The organism is Acidimicrobiia bacterium (assembly GCA_040289475.1).
Lineage (GTDB): Bacteria > Actinomycetota > Acidimicrobiia > ATN3 > PSLF01 > PSLF01.
Genome location: PSLF01000006.1, coordinates 18,004 through 36,700, shown reverse-complemented (window position 1 = coordinate 36,700; position 18,697 = coordinate 18,004). Strand labels below are relative to the sequence as shown.

At 54.9% G+C, this 18,697-nt stretch carries 18 protein-coding genes; 5 read left to right on the top strand and 13 right to left on the bottom strand.

All coding sequences use genetic code 11. The features are described 5' to 3' along the window. Window positions 1–34: 34 nt before the first annotated feature. Together C4318_04650 and C4318_04645 are read right to left on the bottom strand one after the other, a co-directional pair. Window positions 35–1,054, bottom strand: coding sequence for a protoheme IX farnesyltransferase (locus tag C4318_04650; protein MER3454432.1), 1,020 nt, complete (start codon window positions 1,052–1,054; stop codon window positions 35–37). Beyond that, window positions 1,051–2,088 carry a hypothetical protein gene (locus tag C4318_04645; GenBank protein MER3454431.1) on the bottom strand — a complete coding sequence of 346 codons (1,038 nt, stop codon included), beginning with the start codon at window positions 2,086–2,088 and terminating at the stop codon, window positions 1,051–1,053. Before C4318_04645 ends, C4318_04650 begins: the two co-directional genes overlap by 4 nt. Before the next feature lie 152 nt (window positions 2,089–2,240). Here C4318_04645 and C4318_04640 point away from each other — a divergent pair, with 152 nt between their 5' ends. Continuing rightward, entirely contained in the window at window positions 2,241–3,170 is a 930-nt protein-coding gene (locus C4318_04640) for a hypothetical protein (protein ID MER3454430.1), read from the top strand. Between the two features lie 12 nt (window positions 3,171–3,182). Here the strand turns inward: C4318_04640 and C4318_04635 are convergent, their stop codons facing one another. Together C4318_04635 and C4318_04630 are read right to left on the bottom strand one after the other, a co-directional pair. Next, window positions 3,183–3,581, bottom strand: coding sequence for a hypothetical protein (locus C4318_04635; GenBank protein MER3454429.1), 399 nt, complete (start codon window positions 3,579–3,581; stop codon window positions 3,183–3,185). A 25-nt stretch (window positions 3,582–3,606) separates the two neighbouring features. Continuing rightward, entirely contained in the window at window positions 3,607–4,446 is an 840-nt protein-coding gene (locus tag C4318_04630) for a hypothetical protein (protein MER3454428.1), read from the bottom strand. On the opposite strand from C4318_04630, the gene C4318_04625 reads away from it, so the two are divergent. Beyond that, a complete protein-coding gene (locus tag C4318_04625; protein ID MER3454427.1) occupies window positions 4,328–6,706 on the top strand; it encodes a hypothetical protein in 2,379 nt (792 codons plus the stop codon). The two genes, C4318_04630 and C4318_04625, sit on opposite strands and share 119 nt — an antisense overlap. A 17-nt stretch (window positions 6,707–6,723) precedes the next feature. Here C4318_04625 and C4318_04620 read toward each other — a convergent pair whose 3' ends face one another. The 4 genes from C4318_04620 to C4318_04605 all read right to left on the bottom strand — a co-directional run bounded on the left by C4318_04620 (window position 6,724) and on the right by C4318_04605 (window position 11,875). Next, a complete protein-coding gene (locus tag C4318_04620; protein ID MER3454426.1) occupies window positions 6,724–8,289 on the bottom strand; it encodes an alpha-amylase in 1,566 nt (521 codons plus the stop codon). 55 nt (window positions 8,290–8,344) lie between these two features. Further along, a complete protein-coding gene (locus C4318_04615) occupies window positions 8,345–9,607 on the bottom strand; it encodes a hypothetical protein (protein MER3454425.1) in 1,263 nt (420 codons plus the stop codon). A gap of 190 nt (window positions 9,608–9,797) precedes the next feature. Continuing rightward, the gene (gene glnA / locus C4318_04610; GenBank protein MER3454424.1) at window positions 9,798–11,189 is read right to left on the bottom strand and encodes a type I glutamate--ammonia ligase; all 1,392 of its coding nucleotides are present in this window, start codon (window positions 11,187–11,189) and stop codon (window positions 9,798–9,800) included. 104 nt (window positions 11,190–11,293) lie between these two features. Then, a complete protein-coding gene (locus C4318_04605) occupies window positions 11,294–11,875 on the bottom strand; it encodes an orotate phosphoribosyltransferase (GenBank protein MER3454423.1) in 582 nt (193 codons plus the stop codon). 389 nt (window positions 11,876–12,264) lie between these two features. Here C4318_04605 and C4318_04600 point away from each other — a divergent pair, with 389 nt between their 5' ends. Continuing rightward, window positions 12,265–13,590, top strand: coding sequence for a glutamine synthetase (locus C4318_04600; protein MER3454422.1), 1,326 nt, complete (start codon window positions 12,265–12,267; stop codon window positions 13,588–13,590). A gap of 211 nt (window positions 13,591–13,801) precedes the next feature. Continuing rightward, complete coding sequence (locus C4318_04595) at window positions 13,802–14,521, top strand: GlnR family transcriptional regulator (protein MER3454421.1); 720 nt, start codon at window positions 13,802–13,804, stop codon at window positions 14,519–14,521. 8 nt (window positions 14,522–14,529) lie between these two features. Here the strand turns inward: C4318_04595 and C4318_04590 are convergent, their stop codons facing one another. The 3 genes from C4318_04590 to C4318_04580 form a co-directional block, all read right to left on the bottom strand. Further along, the gene (locus tag C4318_04590; GenBank protein ID MER3454420.1) at window positions 14,530–14,964 is read right to left on the bottom strand and encodes a hypothetical protein; all 435 of its coding nucleotides are present in this window, start codon (window positions 14,962–14,964) and stop codon (window positions 14,530–14,532) included. Window positions 14,965–15,241: 277 nt separating this feature from the next. After that, window positions 15,242–15,625: a reactive intermediate/imine deaminase gene (locus tag C4318_04585; GenBank protein MER3454419.1), complete on the bottom strand. Its 384-nt coding sequence runs from the start codon at window positions 15,623–15,625 to the stop codon at window positions 15,242–15,244. Continuing rightward, entirely contained in the window at window positions 15,622–15,996 is a 375-nt protein-coding gene (locus tag C4318_04580; GenBank protein MER3454418.1) for a hypothetical protein, read from the bottom strand. Before C4318_04580 ends, C4318_04585 begins: the two co-directional genes overlap by 4 nt. 170 nt (window positions 15,997–16,166) lie before the next feature. Between C4318_04580 and C4318_04575 the strand changes: the two genes are divergently transcribed. Continuing rightward, window positions 16,167–17,360, top strand: coding sequence for a hypothetical protein (locus tag C4318_04575; protein MER3454417.1), 1,194 nt, complete (start codon window positions 16,167–16,169; stop codon window positions 17,358–17,360). A 45-nt stretch (window positions 17,361–17,405) separates the two neighbouring features. On the opposite strand, the gene C4318_04570 is transcribed toward C4318_04575, so the two are convergent. Together C4318_04570 and C4318_04565 are read right to left on the bottom strand one after the other, a co-directional pair. Further along, on the bottom strand, window positions 17,406–17,726 hold the full coding sequence (locus C4318_04570; GenBank protein MER3454416.1) for an iron-sulfur cluster insertion protein ErpA: 321 nt from the start codon (window positions 17,724–17,726) through the stop codon (window positions 17,406–17,408). A gap of 3 nt (window positions 17,727–17,729) precedes the next feature. Continuing rightward, window positions 17,730–18,686: a hypothetical protein gene (locus C4318_04565; GenBank protein ID MER3454415.1), complete on the bottom strand. Its 957-nt coding sequence runs from the start codon at window positions 18,684–18,686 to the stop codon at window positions 17,730–17,732. Window positions 18,687–18,697 lie beyond the last annotated feature (11 nt).

Below are 18,697 nucleotides of genomic sequence, written 5' to 3'. Positions count from 1 at the left end.
TGTGCTTGCCTGACCTTGCACGGTTTGAAGGGAACTAGCCGGCCACCCGGGGTGCACCAGCAAGCACATCGACTATGATCGCGGCCGAAAGCAAAGCCAAATAGACATTGGAGTACTTGAAAAGTCCCGAGGCCAAGAGCAATAGATGGCCCGAGCCAGAATGTCCAGCAGAATACGTCAAGCGCCTGAGCGCATATGCTCTCCTTACTAGCTCGCCTCCGAGCACGGATGCGCTCACGAGGTATACGACCCCCGCTCCCCCAACAGCAAAGTACAACAGCGAAGTAGCCACGGTGAGCCAGGAATAAAGCAAGATCTGACTGGCGGTGTGCGAAATTCCCCGTGTAACCGGAAGCATTGGAATCTCTGCGGCCTCGTAGTCATCTTTGTACTTGATCGCTAGGGCCCAGAAATGTGGCGGTGTCCAGTAGAATACGAGAAAGAAAAGCACCACTGCTGGAACCTCGATCCTTCCCCTGACGGCTGCCCAACCGACAAGCGCGGGGACACCGCCGGCGGCTCCTCCGATGACTATGTTCTGCGGAGTGCGACGTTTGAGGATCAGAGTGTAGACGACTACATAGAAAACCAAAGCAGCCGTTGCAAGGAACGCAGCTAGCCAGTTAGTGAAAGCTCCTAATACCAAAAAGCCCGCGGTCCCGAGCACTATCCCAAAGACCAATGCGTCACGAGGAATGATTTTGTGGGAGGGTAAGGGGCGGCGCTGGGTTCGAGCCATCCGTTCGTCAATGTCTCTGTCAAAGTAGTTGTTGATGGCATTTGCTCCGCCTGCGGAGAGTGTTCCGCCAAGTACTGTAGCCACGATACTTTCGAGGCGAGGTATCCCCCGCTGAGCCGCCACCATAGCAGGAACCGTTGTTATTAGAAGAAGCTCGATGATACGCGGCTTTGTCAGAGCGAGGTAAGCGTGTAGGACCTCGCTCACTCGGCTCGCTAAGACGGACTTTTGCTCTCGGAAACCCGTATCGCCCGACACGTTGTCGTCGAGGGGGTAAGGATTTGCGGGTTGGTGGGTACTAGTCTCGGTACTCATGCAGATTGAACCTGAGCATCACTAGATTCCTCTAATGGGACAATTCTTGCTTCGTTCACAGATATGGCTGCCGTCGCTATCGACGACACAAACGCCAAGGACGCAAGAGCCACATGTACCGCCCTCGACCATTGCGAAAGGTCGGTAAGAACAATAGCAGCGCCGGCTAGTGACTGAAGGATGTAAGCCCCAGCAGCTAGATGCGCAAATGCCACCATCTTGCCTATTCGAGGGCGGAGCGATGTGGTACGCACTGCTAGCCACACGACTGGAACGGCGGCCGCTAACGCGGCGATCCTGTGGGCGAAGTGGATTCGTCGAGCCTCGGTGTCAAGGGAAGGAAATATACGGCCTGCCATGAGCGGCCAATCAGAGAAAGCTAGCTGTGCGCCTTCCGCTCTCATATAAGCTCCCACGAGAATCACCGCAAAGACACTAGCGGCAGCCAATATCGCGAGCCCAGCAGGGTACCTGCGTGTCGGCCGGATAGGATTGCGTTTGTCAGAGCGCCCGTTGCTAGCTCGCTGGGCAGCATGCTGCGCGAGACCTATGTCGTCCTCCGTCCCGTGCGACGGTGTACTTGCGGCCGAAAAAAAAATCTCGGGAACGTAGAACGCGTTGACAGCAGCTACAGTCACTGTCGCCTGTAACAAAAGGGCAGTACCTAAATGAACAGTGACTAGCGCAGGCGAAAGAGCCCTCTCCACGACTAGTTTTCCCAAGTAACTCTGGAAGATAAGCAGCGCGAAAGCTACTCCAGCTGGAACGGTGAGGGACGGCCGTGTTCGTGCTTGAGCATTGGCCAGAAGTGCCAGCGCGAGGCCCAAAAGAAATATCCCTGCAATCGCCGCAGCAAGCCTGTGCGAGTACTCGAGAATAGCGTGGTAGTTTGCGGGCGGGAGCCATCTACCAAAACACTTGGGCCAGTCAGGACATGCATCGCCTGACCCCGTCGCTCGAACGATGCCTCCAAGCAGAATGGGCAATCCTACCGCAATGGAGGATGACACCGCCAGCTTTCTAAATATTCGCAATGCGTCGCTCCGTTAGGTAGACAGTGCCAAACATTCCGACTAAAACTAAAGTCCAGGTTGCATTACGATTGTCGCCCGCACCTAATCGGCCTCGCAATTGCCACAACATGGTGAGCGACAAAGAGGGTTGAGAAATTACAGAAAGGAAGTTTTTGAAGCGATTACCGATTACTCCTCTAGCGCTATGCGTGGTGGCGGTACTGCTATCGACTTGTTCGTCAGATAGTGGGTTCGGCCGGGAGAGTCGTATACGACCGCAAGAAGCGCCCAAAGACACTACCTTTGATGTCTTTGTCGTAAACAGCGATCTCGCTATAGGAACTAACTTCTTGGTTCTCGCGGTGAGAGGGTCTGACGGGAGCTTTAGGGGGAGCAAAGAGTCGACGGCAACGATCGAGGCTCGTCGCCACGGGCAACGGGAAGAGGCTCCACATGTCAATGGAGCGGCTTTTACCGCCGATGCCCCTTTTATCGAAACGAGCCAAGAGGGAAGGGGAGTATATGGCACTCGAGTGACTTTCCCTGTTCCAGGGACTTGGGATTTATTGGTGCGCTTTACTAACCCGGAGCCTGGAGGCTTACCAGTTCAACCTGTCCCGACCGTAGCCGTAGTAGCGGAGAAGTCACAGGCCCCCTCTCGGGGCGAACCAGCTCCCAGATCCCACACCAAAACTCTCGCCTCTGAAGGGGGAGATTTCACCAGGGTCACTTCCGATTTCGAGCCGGACCCAGATCTGTACGCTCACAGCCTCGATGAAGTGATTGGCTCGGGAGTTCCTGTCGTGGTGATGTTTGCAACGCCACTCCGTTGTAGAAGCGCTGTTTGCGGTCCAGCCCTCGAACAGCTCAAGAAGGCTAAGGTGCTGGATCCAGGGGCTTATTACATTCATGTAGACGTGTACGAGAAACCTCGGGATCCCTCTGATGAAACATATGTACAAGCAGTTCATGATTGGAGGCTGCCTACCGAGCCGATGACTTTCGTAGTGACTCCGAAGGGATACGTGTACGACCGTTTCGAAGGACCGTTTTTACCCAGCCAACTCTTGCGCTCCCTAGAAGAGGCTAGAGCGGCTGAATGACTCCAATGGGTTCTATTCCTCGCGCAAAAAGAACTTTGCCCTGAATGGCACGAGCTTGGCGACCTCGTCACATCCCTCGTACTCTACGGACTCGGCGGTGCCTTCGAGTACAAAAAGCAGTGAGCTTCCCTGGCGCACACAGTGCACCGTAGCCTCGACTATCGGATATTCGTAACCGTCCACTTGGATACTGGCGACTGTAGGAGCATCTTCGGGCCTCCGAAGGTCGTACGCCGCTCGGTCTTTTGAGAAAAAAGAAGGATCAAGCTCGGACCATCTGAGCTCCAGGCGAGGTGCAGCTTTCACGACGAGATGTCGAGCGGATTCCAAAGCGGGCTCTATGGCAACTTCTTCTAACGCGTAGGTCTTGCCGAGAAACTCGACGGCTTGATCGGGGGTACTTTCAAACATATTTTTATCTAATCACAACCTGCGTTCATTCGCTAGCGGTCGTCGAAGCGCTCAATCCTCGCGAGGCCATCTCCTCGAGTATCCTGCGTCGGATCTCTCTCGTAATGGCGGCTCGACTGGAGGGAATAACACGGGCTACGAGTCGAAGCGTTACGCTGTCTTTCTCGATTTCCTCGACTCCTAGGTATTCGGGAGTTTCCAAAAAAGACGCGGACCACTCTGGCTCTTGGGCCAAGCCGCGCGCCACCGAATCCATTATGCTGCCTACCTCTGGTGCAGACAGAGGATCGGTGACGATGTCAACTACCGCCTTGGACCATTCTTTCGAGTAGTTGGAAACAAACCTGATTTCCCCATTGGGAATTATCTGGGCCTCGCCTTCGGCGCCTCGCACGACTGTAGTTCGCAGACCTTGCCTTTCGACGGTGCCTTTTACTTGTCCGCTCGCTGTATGCAAGCGGACGGTGTCGCCAATTGCGAGCTGTCCCTCGGCTAGCATGAAAAAACCAGCTATCAAGTCTCGTATCAATGTTTGCGCGCCGAAGCCTACAGCGAGTCCTAGAACCCCTAGCGAAGCCAACAACGACCCAGTTCGTAGGCCAAACCTATCGAGGATAGAGACCAGCGCTATCACGTAGACAGCGACGCTCACCGTACCAGAAAGAACGCTTGCCAGAGCGCGTGTCCTTTTTTCGCGTTCGCCTTCTGTTTCGCCTGGAGAAGCGAATCGCCGGGAGATCCTTCTGATGGCAATTCGCGCCAAGCGCTCCGTCACGAACGCTCCTGCAATGACCAAAAGCGCGTACAAGCCCGGTCCCGATAACCACGCTAGAATGCGGGAAACCACTTCGCTAACCCCACTCATCAACGCTGACTATTACTGTTTAACCCTTTATCGTGTAGATAAAGCATCTATGTACCCCCAAAGTACTTGTGGGGTATCCGCGATTGTCCACCTTGAATTTGCCATGCTCGCCAGGAACGAAAAGGTCTTGTGTGTAAAGGTTATGCCCAACCGAGCCGTCGCAGCTCTTGCGTTGTCCTTTGTGTTTTTGGCATCGGGCTGCGTGGCGGGCATCACCCCTTTCTCGTTCGACGGAGTGTCCCTACCTAGTCCCGCGGTGTTAGGGCAGGCGACTAGGGTATTGGCTGCCGACGGCAGCCAGATCGCAGTGTTCTTTAGCGAAAGAAGAACCGCGCTTCCGATAGAGCGCATTCCGCTCCGGCTCAAACAGGCGGTCATCGTTATAGAAGATCGTCGTTTCTACACCCACAGGGGATACGACATCGCATCGGCGGCAAGGGCGATGGCGCGCAACATCGCAGCCGACGATATTCACCAAGGGGGATCTACGATCACTGAGCAGTACGTAAAAAACACATACTTTCCCACACTCCCGAGAACCGCAGAACAAAAGATTAGAGAGGCAGCTGTGGCTGCGAAGCTCGAACGCGAAATGTCTAAGGACGAAATCTTAGCTGAGTACTTGAATTCGGTGTATTTGGGGAACGGGGCTTTTGGCGTCGAGGCCGCATCTCGGTACTACTTCGGCAAAGGAGTAGAGGAAATTTCTCTCTCTCAGGCTGCTCTATTAGCGGGGATAATTCGCGCTCCCCAAACGTACAACCCAGTTGCCGCTCCCAGAACTGCCTTCGATCGTAGAAACCTCGTATTAGAGGAGTTGGCGAGCCGGGGTTATATAGAGCGAAATGTTGCCGAGGCAGCCAAGAGGGAGCCACTGGGGGTGGTAGCCCAGCGCGGCGATCCGTCCTACAGGTACCCCTACTTCGTCGAATTCGTTCGTCAAGGACTGCTGAGCGATCCGCGTCTCGGGGCCGACGAAGAAGCCCGTGCCACTCAACTTTATAGGGGCGGGCTGGTAGTAAAGACGACGATAGTCCCACAGCTGCAGGATGCTGCAGAAGCCGCGGCTCGTTCAGCGCTAGGATCCGATGGAGATCCGGAGACTGGCCTCATCTCGATCGATGTATCGAACGGCCACATCGTGGCAATGGTCGGGGGGCGAGATTTTTCTAAACGCCAGTTCAACTTAGCTACTGATGCTCGCCGGCAAGCCGGCTCCACTTTCAAGGCTTTTGGACTAGTGGCGGCTTTGCGTGCAAGGGTGCCCCCACAGACGAGGTTGGATGGTACGCCCCGTGTGTTCAGTTTGCCCACTGGGGAATTGTGGCACGTTCACAACTATGACAGAGGTGGTGGGGGAAGTGTGAGCTTGTGGGATGCGACAGTTTATTCGATCAACGCTGCCTTCGCCGATCTAGTGTTCAGAGTTGGTGCGTCATCGGTAGTGTCGACTGCTTATGACATGGGCATATCCACTGGGCTGGAGTCAAACCCCGCGGTGGTTTTGGGGGGAACGAAAAACGGTGTGTCGGTGCTTGAGATGGCATCGGCTTTTGTCCCTTTTGCCACCGGCGGAGTGCGAAGGAATCCAATCGCCGTCGAGTATGTGGAGTTCCCCGGCGGAAGGCGTCTGTCTATGGAGTCCCCGTCATCGCTGGTACTACCACCCGGCGTGGCCTGGTTGGCGTCCGCAATCCTCCAAGACTCAGTAGCCAGAGGGACCGGACGAGGGGCACGAATCCCTGGAATACGAGTAGGAGGTAAAACTGGTACTGCAGAGAACTTTACGGATGCTTGGTTCGTCGGTTATACGCCGAGACTTTCTACAGCGGTGTGGGTGGGGTATCCGGATGCCCTGGTACCTATGTACTCGGTTCACGGGGTAAGAGTCGCAGGTGGAACTTATCCAGCTTGGATCTGGCGAAACTACATGGCTTTTGCCGCTTCAGTATTTTCTGGCGGAGAGTTTCCAGGCCCCGGAGAGGAGATGAGGCCTGTGCGGATCTCCTTGGAGAGCGGCAAGCTTTCAGGGGAGTTCTGTTCCGACGGTGCGTGGGTCACTCTCCCAGAGTCGGTAGTACCGACCGAACGAGAAGAGTGCCCTGTTCCACCCCAGCAGACGGAGGCCCACCCAACTGTTTCTCCGGGATCATTCGAAGGAGTTACGCCTACTATGACTCCCGCGGTGACTCCCTCACCACCCCCGTCCCCCAGAGCCAACGTGGTTCTTTCTCCGTCACCTGGTGTTCCTAAATCGTGATGATAGATGTCCGGATCTCAGTGAGTGTGCCGCTTCAGAACCACTGCACTATTACCGGGGAGGAAAAGAGATGCCGACACGAGCCTGCTTTCTGGCAGGCTTGCGAGATCGGTTGAGATAGCGACGTGTCCTTCGAAACTTTTGGGAAGGTCGACTTTGGCCTTGTCGGCTGACATGTTGACTGCAACGATTACCTCTTCCGAGCGAGTCCATCGCCTAAATACCCACAGTCGATCGTCGCTTCGGAGCAGCGAGTAGTCACCGAGTCTTAGTGCTTCGGATTGGTTGCGAAAGGCAATGGCGCGTCTGTAAAGGGAGAGCACCGAGTGGGGATCCCCCTCTTCGGTCTCTACATTTACTGTCTCGTACTCTTCGCTCACCGGGAGCCACGGACGCACATCGGGTGCACAGAATCCAGCGTTTGCCGATGAGTTCCAGTGAAACGGAGTTCTAGCCCCATCTCTTCCCCCGGGGTCAAGCCTCTGTTCGACAGGCGGAGGATTTCCCAACATTCCTAGCTCTTCACCCATGTATAAAAACGGGGTTCCAGGAATTGTCAAAAGAAGAAGGCACGCTGGTTTTATGGACCCCTCTCCGAATCGAAGAGCGTGCCGCGGTAGATCGTGGTTTGAGAACATAAAGCACGGTCGGGCACCTGGCGGGATCTTGTCGAGCGTGATCTCAAGGGTTTTGGACATGAATCTGGCGTTCCATCCACAAAGCGCAAAAGGAAAGTTGAAGGCGAGATGCAGTTCGTCTCTCCCATTGCCGTAAAACTCGAGAAGATATTCGATATCGAAGACGAAGGTTTCGCCGACGAGCATACGACCTTCGTATTCGTCGGCAACCCGCCTGAAGTCTTTTACGTACTCGTGAACTTCCGGCCTGTACAACACGTGAGCCAAAGGATTGCTGGGAGGGTCATCAGAGAGTGTCGGGTCCTTGGCGAGCATATGAACAACGTCTATGCGGAAGCCATCTACACCCCGATCGAACCAGAATCGCATTATCTCCTTGAACTCCTCTCTAATGCGAGGGTTCTTCCAGTCGAGGTCTGGCTGTTCTGGAAGAAAAGAGTGAAGGTAGTACTGCCCTGTCTCGGGGTGGAAAGTCCAAGCGCTTCCGCCGAACGCCGCTTTCCAGTTGTTGGGAGGCCCTCCATCGGGGGCGGGATCCGCCCATATGTAATATCCACGCATTGGGCTTTTTCTAGAGCTTGATGCCTCTTTGAACCAGGGGTGCTTGTTAGAGGTGTGATTGGGTACAAGATCCATGATGAGTCTAATGCCCCGGGCGTGGAGCTCCGATACGAGGCGGTCGAAGATTGTCAGGTCTCCGAAGAGTGGGTCGATGTTCAGGTAATCGGAGATGTCGTAGCCGAAATCCCTCATTGGTGACGGATACACGGGGGAAAGCCAAATGCCAGAAATCCCCAAGTTGTCTAAGTAATCGAGCTTCGTGAGGATGCCCTCAAGGTCACCCACTCCGTCTCCGGAAGCATCGAAAAAGCTACGGGGATAGATCTGATACAGTACGCCCTCACGCCACCAGGCATCCGGGTCCGCGCTATGCCGAGGGCTCATGGCGGGCTTCGCTGTGCTGGTTTTATGCCTCGGGTTCAAAGAATTGTCGTGGAATTCAGTGTCCAATGGCAGCAGCTCTCAGGATGTGCGCACTGGGCTTTACGCGTCGATCGCGGCTTATTATGCCAAAAGGAACTTCGAAACCGTGAAGCCACTCGTAGTTGTCGACAGAGGTCCAGTGAAAGTAGCCAGCCACCGGTGTTCCCTCATCGATCTTGCGGCCAACAATCTCCAGTGAACGCATGAGAAACTGCGCCCGCACACCATCATCGGTCGTCCCTATTCCATTTTCCGCGACCAACAAGGGAGTCCCGGGGAGCTCTTGTCGCAGGCGGTCGAAGACCATCGCTATACCATCTGCCCAGGGGTGGTATCCGAGAGGACCTGGGGGAGATCCGGGTGGATACGTAGTGACATATCCGAGAAGTCCGATCCCGTTCTCCTTTGCAGAGACTCCTATTGCGTTGTAGTAGGAGAAGCCAAAATAATCAGCTGAGCCCTGTACTCCGTTTATCTCGACAGGCTTACGCCCGGGAAGCGCCACGATTCCATCTCTAAAGGCGGCAATAGGAACGCCCCATGAGACTGAATCGATCAAACGGGCAGTGTCGGTGGCGGACGAATCGTCGCCTAGAGGAATGACCGGGGATAGGTTGTGGATCGTAGCCACCGGGCCCGTTCCCGACAGCAGATTGGAGGCCTCTGCCCACGCCTCGAATATCGCCACCGTCGCCTCTGCAAACGAATCAAACCCTTGCTTGCCCGGAGGGAAAAACCCAAAAAGAAATGCCGCGGTCGTGTACGCCATCGGCTCATTTATCGGCATCCAGCCGAAAGCCGCGTCGCCGAATTGCTCCGCAACGAATGCTACGTGACGCACCCAATGTTCAGCTCTTGCAGTTGGGTTGCGAAATCCCCCCAAGTTTTCGAACCACTGAGGGAGGGTGAAGTGATGGAGGCATATCCATACATGTATACCTTCCCGGCGGGCTGCTTGTAGCACCTGGGAGTAGTGCTTGATGGCCTCGGGATCTCGCTCGTTTGGCCGCGGCTCAATTCTGGCCCACTCAAGAGACATCCTGTGGTGATCGAGGCCCAGTTGTTTCAACAAGGCGAAGTCTTCGCTGTAGCGCGTCCAGAACCCGGACCCGTCTCGAGAAGGCGGGGCCTTTCCCAACTTTTCCCATGTTGCCCAGTTCGAGGCTGGGGCTGCTCCTTCGCACTGAGTCGACGACGCAGCTGTGCCCCACATAAAACTTTCGGGAAATTGAGGGGGAGTCCAGCCTAAATTGCTCATTCCGACCCCTTTTCTGGCCACTACAAACGGACGCCTATTTCAAGCTAGCTATTTCTTTATGAACAAGTACAGCTATAGGTGGAGCCCCCTAACTGAAAAAGCCCGGGCCACTTTGCCCGGGCTTTTTCTTGCGTCGGTAGGCTGTCAATGCTGGAGGATGCGGCACTTTCTTAAGTGTGGCATCCTGGCCTTCTACGCGCCTGCCCAGAAGCTAGATGTCGTAGTAGAGGTAGAACTCCCAGGGATGGGGTCGGAGGTTGACTTCCTGAAGTTCCCGTTCTGTTTTGAACTCTATCCAGGTATCGATAAGGTCCTGAGTAAACACCCCCCCTTCCAACAGGAAGTCGTGGTCGTTCTCGAGGCTTTTCAAAGCCTCGCCGAGGCTTCCAGGTACCTGGGGAATGCCCGCAAGCTCCTCGGGGGGAAGGTCGTAGAGGTCCTTGTCAACGGGGTCAGGAGGCTCGATTTTGTTGTTTATCCCGTCTAGCCCGGCCATGAGCATTGCCGAGAAGGCCAGGTATGGGTTGCAAGATGGGTCCGGGCACCGAAACTCGACTCGCTTCGCCTTGGGATTTCGGGAATATAGGGGGATTCGGCACGCGGCCGACCGGTTTCGCTGAGAATATACGAGGTTGACCGGTGCCTCGTAGCCTGGAACAAGCCTCTTATAGCTGTTCGTTGTAGGTGCCGCGAACGCCAGAATTGCCGGCGCGTGTGCGAGCAGGCCGCCAATGTACCAGCGAGCGACGTCGGATATTTGTGCATATCCGGACTCGTCCCAGAACAAGTTTTCGCCGTTGCGCCAGAGACTTTGGTGGGTGTGCATACCTGACCCGTTGTCTTCGAAAATAGGTTTTGGCATGAAGGTTGCAGTCTTTTGGTGCCGTCTGGCCACGTTTTTGACGATGTACTTGTACAGCATGACCTTGTCCGCTGTGCGCAGAAGGGTGTCGAAGCGGATGTCGATCTCCGCCTGACCAGCAGTTCCGACTTCATGGTGGTGTACCTCGACATCAATCCCACATTGTTTCATCGTTAGGACCATTTCAGAGCGGAGGTCCTGGTAATGATCCATTGGTGGGACAGGGAAATACCCCTCTTTGTACCGGGGCTTGTATCCAAGGTTGGGATTCTCCTCTGCGCCGCTGTTCCAGACTCCTTCGACAGCGTCGATGTAGTAATAACCTGAGTGCTGGTTCTGATCGAAGCGGATGTCGTCGAAGATGTAGAACTCGGCCTCCGGCCCGAAGAAGGCCTGATCGGCTATGCCCGAGCTCCGTAAGTACGCCTCGGCCTTGTGCGCGATGTAACGGGGGTCCCGCGTGTAGGGTTCGGAGGTGACCGGGTCCCGGACGAAGCAGTTGATGGCAAGCGTTTTGTGCTTAGTAAATGGGTCTAGGTACGCAGAGTCCGGGTCAGGGATGAGAATCATGTCCGACTCTTGGATCTCCTGGTATCCCCGAATAGAAGAGCCGTCGAAGCCGATGCCTTCTTCGAAGGCGCTCTCCCTGATCACCTCTGGAGGAAGTGAGAAGTGCTGCATGAGTCCTGGCACGTCACAGAATCGAAGGTCTACGATCTCGATTCCCTCTTCCCCAATCATTCGAAGTATTTCTTCGCGATTCAATCTGCCTCCTTTAAGCGACTAGAAGAGCGTGACATCCTCTCATTTCATATTGGTTGCCTCAATGTGACAGGAGTGTTAAATCAACGTCGGGTCTTCGAAGTCGTGTGTTCCGGAGGAGGGTACATAGACATCACCACATCGTCGTCGCTACTGAGCCGTACGATGCAGTCAATTTCACTGGCAAAGCCGGTGGTCTCGCCTCTGTTGACGACACATAACAGCCTCAGTATGTGGAGATCGCCGGCGGCCAGTGCTTGAGCAGCTGCTGCCATCTGCGCTCCTGTGGTGACAATGTCTTCCACGAGTACTACGGGCATCTGTGGGTGCCAGTCACCCTCTAGCCAGTTGTCCGGACCGTAGCCCTTTCGCCCCTTGCGCACTATGAGGAAAGGAATGCCAGATTCCAGGCTCATTGCTGTGACCAGTAGCCCGGCACCACCTTCTACAGCTGCAATCCTTTCGGTCTCAGGCGGCACTCGCTCGAGCAGTGCTGATGCCACTTCCCTCAACAACTGTGGATCGCACAAAAACGCATATTTGTCTACGTAGTAGCGAGATCTCCTCCCCGAAGAGAGCACGAAGTCACCATAGCGGAGGGAGACTTTGAGTATTCGATCCGCGAGATCGGTCGTGTCTGTTGGGTTGGCTATAGGGTTACCCACTGTGCAGCTTTTGGATGGTCTCTTCTGTAGGCTGGTTCAAACCACAGGTGTTTATAAGTCGTCATGATCAACTTTAGCGACATTTGTGTCTATTCATCTATCTGGGCATCACAGGTTCGCTAGGGAAGCTGCCCCGTACACCTCATAGAGCAAGCAGTTATGCTTCTTGACGAATGCAGTTTTGCCAATCCAGAAGGGAAAGTAGGGCCGTGCATCTCGAACTCTAAAGCTTTTCCTTGCTTAGTTAGAAAAACGCTCATGTTTGAAACAATGAGGTAACAAAGGGATGCGAGACTGCATCGGGGGAAGGGACGACTCCCCCGGTGCAGCATATGAATTAGGAAGTTTGCGAGGAGCTGAAGATGGAGACAGCTGGGGCTTTAGAGCCAATAGATCGCCAGGAAGAGTATGTCCTTCGCACGGTGGAGGAGCGGGGTATCCGTTTCATCCGCTTGTGGTTTACCGACGTTCTCGGGTTCTTGAAAAGTTTTGCCATAACGCCCGAGGAGCTTGAAAAAGCATTCGAGGAAGGGATCACATTTGACGGGTCTGCGATTGACGGTTTCAGTCGGGTTCAAGAAGCTGACATGATCGCCCGCCCCGACCCGTCGACGTTCGCGATTCTGCCCTGGAGGCCCGAAGAGAACGGGGTGGCCCGGATTTTTTGCGACATCTACTCGGTGGACGGCGAGCCTTTTGTCGGCGATCCTCGGTACGTACTTCGACGAAACCTCGCCAAGGCAGCGGAGATGGGATTCACTTTCTATGTGGGGCCGGAACTGGAGTTTTTTTACTTCAAAAGCTCGAAGGCGCCAGAGTTGCTGGACAACGGCGGCTACTTCGACTTGACACCCCACGACGTAGCTAGGGATTTCCGAAGAAAAACAATTCTCGCTTTGGAACAGTTGGGAATTCCTGTGGTCTTTTCACATCACGAAGTTTCCCCTAGCCAGCACGAGATAGACCTTCGCTATACCGACGCACTTACTATGGCTGATGCGGTGATGACCTACAGGCTCACTGTCAAAGAAGTGGCGATGGAGCATGGCTACTACGCGACCTTTATGCCAAAGCCAATAGAGGGGGTAAACGGAAGTGGGATGCACACACACTTGTCCCTCTTCGAGGGTGATAAGAACGCCTTCTATGACGTGTCCGACGAGTATAGCCTCTCAAACGTTGCAAAGGGATTCATTGCTGGCTTGCTGAGGCATGCAGCAGAAATCACTGCGGTCACCAATCAGTGGGTCAACTCGTACAAGCGCCTAGTTCCCGGTTACGAAGCCCCTGTTTACATCTGTTGGGGGCGTCAGAATCGCTCGGCCCTAGTGCGTGTTCCGGTATTCAAAGAGGGAAAGCAAGGTTCGTGCAGGATTGAGTTTCGTTCTCCGGATCCGGCGTGCAATCCGTATCTGGCCTTCTCGGTGATGCTCGCTGCTGGACTAAAGGGGATACAAGATGGCTACGAGTTGCCGCCCGAGGCTTCCGACAACATATACGAGATGTCGGATGAAGAACGCAAGGCTTTGGGAATCGAAACTCTTCCTGAAAACCTCCACGAAGCGGTCCTGCAAATGGAGCAGAGCGAGCTTGTTGCTGAGAGTCTCGGTGAGCACGTTTTCGAGTTTTTCATCAAAAACAAAAAAGAAGAGTGGGATGCCTACAAAGCACAGGTGACACCGTACGAGATCGAGCGGTATCTACCCCTGCTTTAGCGGAATTACCTCGTCGGGGGGCAAGACGCGAACTTGGAGCGTGTGGAGAGGTGTGAGTTGCGGGCAGTACCGCGGCGGGCGGAGCGGTACCCCGTTGCCGAGCACAGACGCAGAGTGCAGATGATAAGAAACGGCTGTTTCGCTGGGATAACGAAAGCTGCCGGCAAACGTAAGCTTTTGGGAGCGACCAGAAGCGAGAGGCTCTAGAGGAATGGAACCCTGTCTTGTTTACCCCAGCACGCCGATGAACTCACTCGTACAGGCGCTAGAGCACTTAGGACTAGCATGGACTCCAGCTTCCTCTCTCGACGAGGTTTCCTCGAGTACGGATAGCGATAGCTTTTCAGTTTGCATAGTCGAAACCAGTGCCGAAGGTGCTTTCGGATTCTGCAGATCCGTGAGGGCAAATGAATTTATGAACGTGTCGATTGTGGTGGTGGCCGAGAGGGATCGTCTTGCGGAGCTCCACTCTAGAACGGATCTGTTCGACGAATTCGTGTGCGTTCCGGTGGACCCTTATGAGCTTGACTCAAGAATCAAGATTCTTTTGACTCGCAAAAACCAGAGCCGCGATAGTGAGATCATCACCTATGGACCTCTCGCTCTCAACACCGAGACATATCAGGCCGCCATAGCAGGAAGACCTCTAGATCTCACCTACATGGAATACGAGCTTCTGCGATTTTTTGCTTCCAATCCTGGAAAGGTTTTCACAAGAGAGACGCTTTTGAACCGTGTGTGGGGCTATGACTATTACGGCGGAGCTAGGACCGTGGATGTCCATGTGAGGAGGCTTAGAGCAAAACTTGGCGAAGAACACGCCAATTTGATCCAGACCGTTCGTTCTGTTGGGTATCGGTTCGGTAACGTCCGATGGGGCGGGGTAGCCTCCCCTCAAGGATCCACTGCTGGAAGGCGGCCACAGACTTGACGTGAGTGCTACGAAGACCCCGGGAGTTTGATCACTGGACTTCCTGGCCCAGCGAGAAAAACAACGATCCCAAGCGAGATCAGCACGAGATTGCGCACGAGAGTGGCAGGGCCTATACGGCTGCGGAGCAGCGATCCAAAGCACGCACACTTCGCCTCGCCTTGCGTAACCAAACGCACTACCACAGCAAGGGTGAACGACACGAGGGCTCCCGTTGCGGCGACAGAGGCAGCACGCCACGCAATTCCTGTTATTAGGATGAAGCCAACGGCTATCTCGAATGTGGGGACCGCGTACGACGCTGCCGTGCGGATAGCAGCTGAATTAGCGCCGAAGTAAACTACGGCTTTGCGGAAAGATTCTCTGTCTCTGGCTTTGGCGACTCCAGCTACCAACAGAACCGAGCCCAGGAAAATGCGGGCTGCGCCTACAAGCAAATTCATGTTGGCTCTTGGTCAGTTGTGAGATTCGGATGCCGTGACCGTACCAGCGAGTCGGCGCATAAGGACTTCAAGGGCACTAGACGCCAGAAATCCTGCCGCAAAGATAGCGCACGGAAGCACGACAACAAGCCACATCACTACAAGAATCGGTCCCATTAGACGTCTCCCATCTCTAGTCCTTGTATCCTTCACCTAATGTGAGTTTTCGTGGGGGTACCATTTGGGGGCCGGCCTCCTTGGTACCGGCCCCGCTACGTCGTTGTGTTGGCAACCACTCTTATCCTGAGGGAATGGCCGCAACGATATCCACCTCCACCGCGGCACCCAACGGCAATGCTGAGACCTCTACTGTCGTTCTGGCAGGGGCTTCAGATGGGAAGATCTCTTCGAACACCTTGTTGACTACCGGAAACTGCGATAAATCAGTGACAAACACTGTGACCTTAACTACGTCCGAGAGTTTGCATTGGGCCTCGGCGAGCACTTCTTGGGCATTTGCAAATGCCTGACGAAGCTCCTTTTCGACCCCTCCTTCTACGAGCCGGCCGGTGGCAGGGGAAAAGCCGACCTGACCGGAGACGAAGACCAGGTCTCCGGCTATCACGCCCGGAGAGTACGGCCCAGCCTTGGGAAGACGCACGCTTATCGTTCGCTTGTTCATGTGTCATTCTTTTCGGACATATGGACTCTTGAGCTTTCATTGCTGGAGAGCGTGGATGCCTGTCGCCTGGTTATAGGGCGTCCAGAGAGGAGAGTCTCTCCAGGCTGCTGAAGAAGCCAGAGTATGGCTCCTACTCCCAGCAAAATCCCCGTCTCTAGGCCTACAAGAAGGTCTCTGCGGGTCACTGCACGGTCGTAATCGTCGTTATAGCCCACTCTACATACGTAAGCTGTGTCCGGTGGGGAGTCTGGACAGTTTCCAACCGGAAATTTCGGCCACAACATAATGGCGAGTACGACGCCTAGCCACACAGCTCCTACGATCGTTATTACTCTTAGCTTGAACCGAACTGCGCTCGAAAGGCGGGCCATGGTGGTGACCTCTAATCTTCGTACAACAATATTCGTAAGTCTTCCGGGAATCAGCGCGAGCCTAGTGTTCCGGTTGACGAAGTTACCACTCCAAAGCCGAGTACGCTGGATAGGTTAGCCGCTGATTTTTTGGTACTTGGGTGAGCTCTGCTTCAGAAGGGCGGTTATCGGTGCCCAAAGGCTCCGGTAAAGACGAAGAAAAAGGCGCGCCTGATTCGCAAAACGGGTCTGTTGTCTGCCCCGAGTGCGGCTTTGACAACGCGTCCGTGTCCGTCATCTGCGGAGAGTGCCATGCTCCGCTCGTCGGGATCGTAACGGGCCGAGGAGAATACCGGAGGCGAGGGCAATCCAGGGGTTCTCGACGCAGCAGCGACGATGCTAGGCGCATCGCCCGTGGCAAGCATCCCTCGATTCTGGCGAAAACCCTGTTTGGAAAGCGCGAACCCTCTAGCAGTCCTTCCGAAGTTGGAGCCCTGGAAGGTGACTCGGCGCCTGCTGGAGGACGATCTGAGTTGGGTGATAGCCATCTGGACGAGGAGGAGCGCGTAAAGACGCAATCCAACACTGCCTCGATTCTTTCGCCGCTAAAAAGACACAGATCTCGGACTGAACACAGAGCCCATCCCAAGCGGGCCGCTGTGTATAAAAAGCGATTCTTGCTGAATCGCAAAACCGAAGACACGGGTCGAGAGGCGGTCCTATGGGAGGGGAAGTTGTCGTGGTCGCAGAGGATCCGCCAGTGGGTACCCGATCGGTTTGTTTTGCCTCTCTGTAGAGCTCGAGAGAAGCTGGGGATACAGGGTATCGTCGCCATCGGAGTGGCCATGGTCGTCATTGGTTTGGTTGTAGCGGGGCTGTCGATGCGGCCCAAGTCCACCCGTGATGCTGCAGAGAAGATCGGTTTCTCCTTTGAGGTCTCTGACCGATGGCGAGATGTGAGATCCAGCACCGAGTGGCCATCTTACTTTGTCGTAACTTCGAAGATTCTGAGCTGGGGAGCCGAGCCTTCGCTTGTGTTCGTAAAAGACAGTACTAGACTAGCGATACTCTCTAAAGCTGTAGCCACCGACACCTCGTCTCCGCAGGTCGCTGCGGATGATGCTCAGGAACTGGCCTTGGTCTATTCGCTCTCGAACGACACCAGGCTGCAGGGGCGTAGCGAAGTGGAAGTGTTCGGCTCGAAGGGTGTGAGTTTTGTTGCCGAGCGGTCGATGGCGGGAGAGTACTTCAATGAAGCGGTAGCCGTTGTCCCGCTCAACAATCGCGTGGTTTACGTGGTTTATGCCGCTCCTCAAGACCAGTGGGACTCCGAGCGTAGGGAGGTCGAGGGGATTCTGAGGTCGGCCCAGCCTATCTCTCGTTAAGAGTCGCTACGTTGCTCGGCGGGCTATGTCAAGGGTGGTTTACCCCTAGCTGAATGATTGTCCGCAGCCACAGGTTCGCTGCGCGTTGGGGTTGTCCAAGGTAAAGCCCGCATCCATTAGACCTTCCCGGTAATCCAGCGATGCTCCGTCTAGAAATTTGGAGCTTATCTTGTCTACGGCGACCTTAACGCCGTGTACCTCAACGACCTCATCGTCTTCGCCAATGTCGCTATCGAAGTACATTTCATAGGTAAAGCCCGAGCATCCACCTGGTCTCACCGCTACTCGCAGCGCCAGGTCCGGTCGACCCTCCTGGCTCATCAGCTCTTTTACTTTTCTGGCCGCAGGCTCGGTGAGAAGTATCATCACCTACCTCCCATTTTTCTTTGACGAACCGTCGGAAAACTCTGAATTCTTCCGCCTTTTACGTGATTTTACCGTCTCTGCATCGTCAGTACGGGAGTGTAAAACGAAACTATCGGGTCCGGGCCCTTTGAGAATGGCTCGACACGGCTCACCGGATTCAATTGAGTGAAACTGCGCTATTTTGATGCCCTCCCCAACTGAGCCGAGACTTTCCTCGCATATAGCCCTGTGCACCGTACACACGATCTCGGGCGCTGCAAGGGCCAAGTCGCGATAGGGGCAGTCTCCAAAAAAGACCACTTGTTCATCGTCGCTACCCTCAACGGAAGGCTCAAAGCCCAGCAACTCGAGATCTTCCGAAATGGCAGCCATGGATCTCCGCCCCAGTTGGAGCTGAGTTACGCTCCTCTCATGTGGAACATTCTGAGAGCTTTTTGCCCGCCGGGGAGGCTGACTGGCAGGCCGCTCTCCTTCAGCGCTCTTTCGGATCTGGCGGCCCCAAATCTTGCCTAGCTCGTACGCTTCCTGAGGGCTCACCCTGTACTCGGATATGAGCTCGGCGAGAGTGTCACGAATCACTCCTCGCAGGATCCGCAGAACCCTATCGCCAATCAATGCAGTGGGCCGGTACGAGGTCGCGGAGTAAAGGTGGATCGGCCTTCCGACCTTTCCGGAGAGCTCTGGCTCCGTCACGACGAGTCCCGCCTCCTTCAGCCGGTCAAGATGTGGCCGGGCGGTGTTGGGGTGGATCCCAAGCTTCTCAGCTATCTGCTGAACCGAGACAGGGGTGGGAGAGGCTTGGACGAGGCAGTAGATCTCGAAGCGCGTCTGATCTGCCAGGGCCTTTAGTACCCGGAATGCCTCCGATCGGGTGTGTTCGGCTGCGGTTTTGGTTGGCACTTCCCTTTTGATCACTCCTCGACGGCGCCGTAGTATAAATTTACACGGAATATCCTGTATTTATTGTAGCA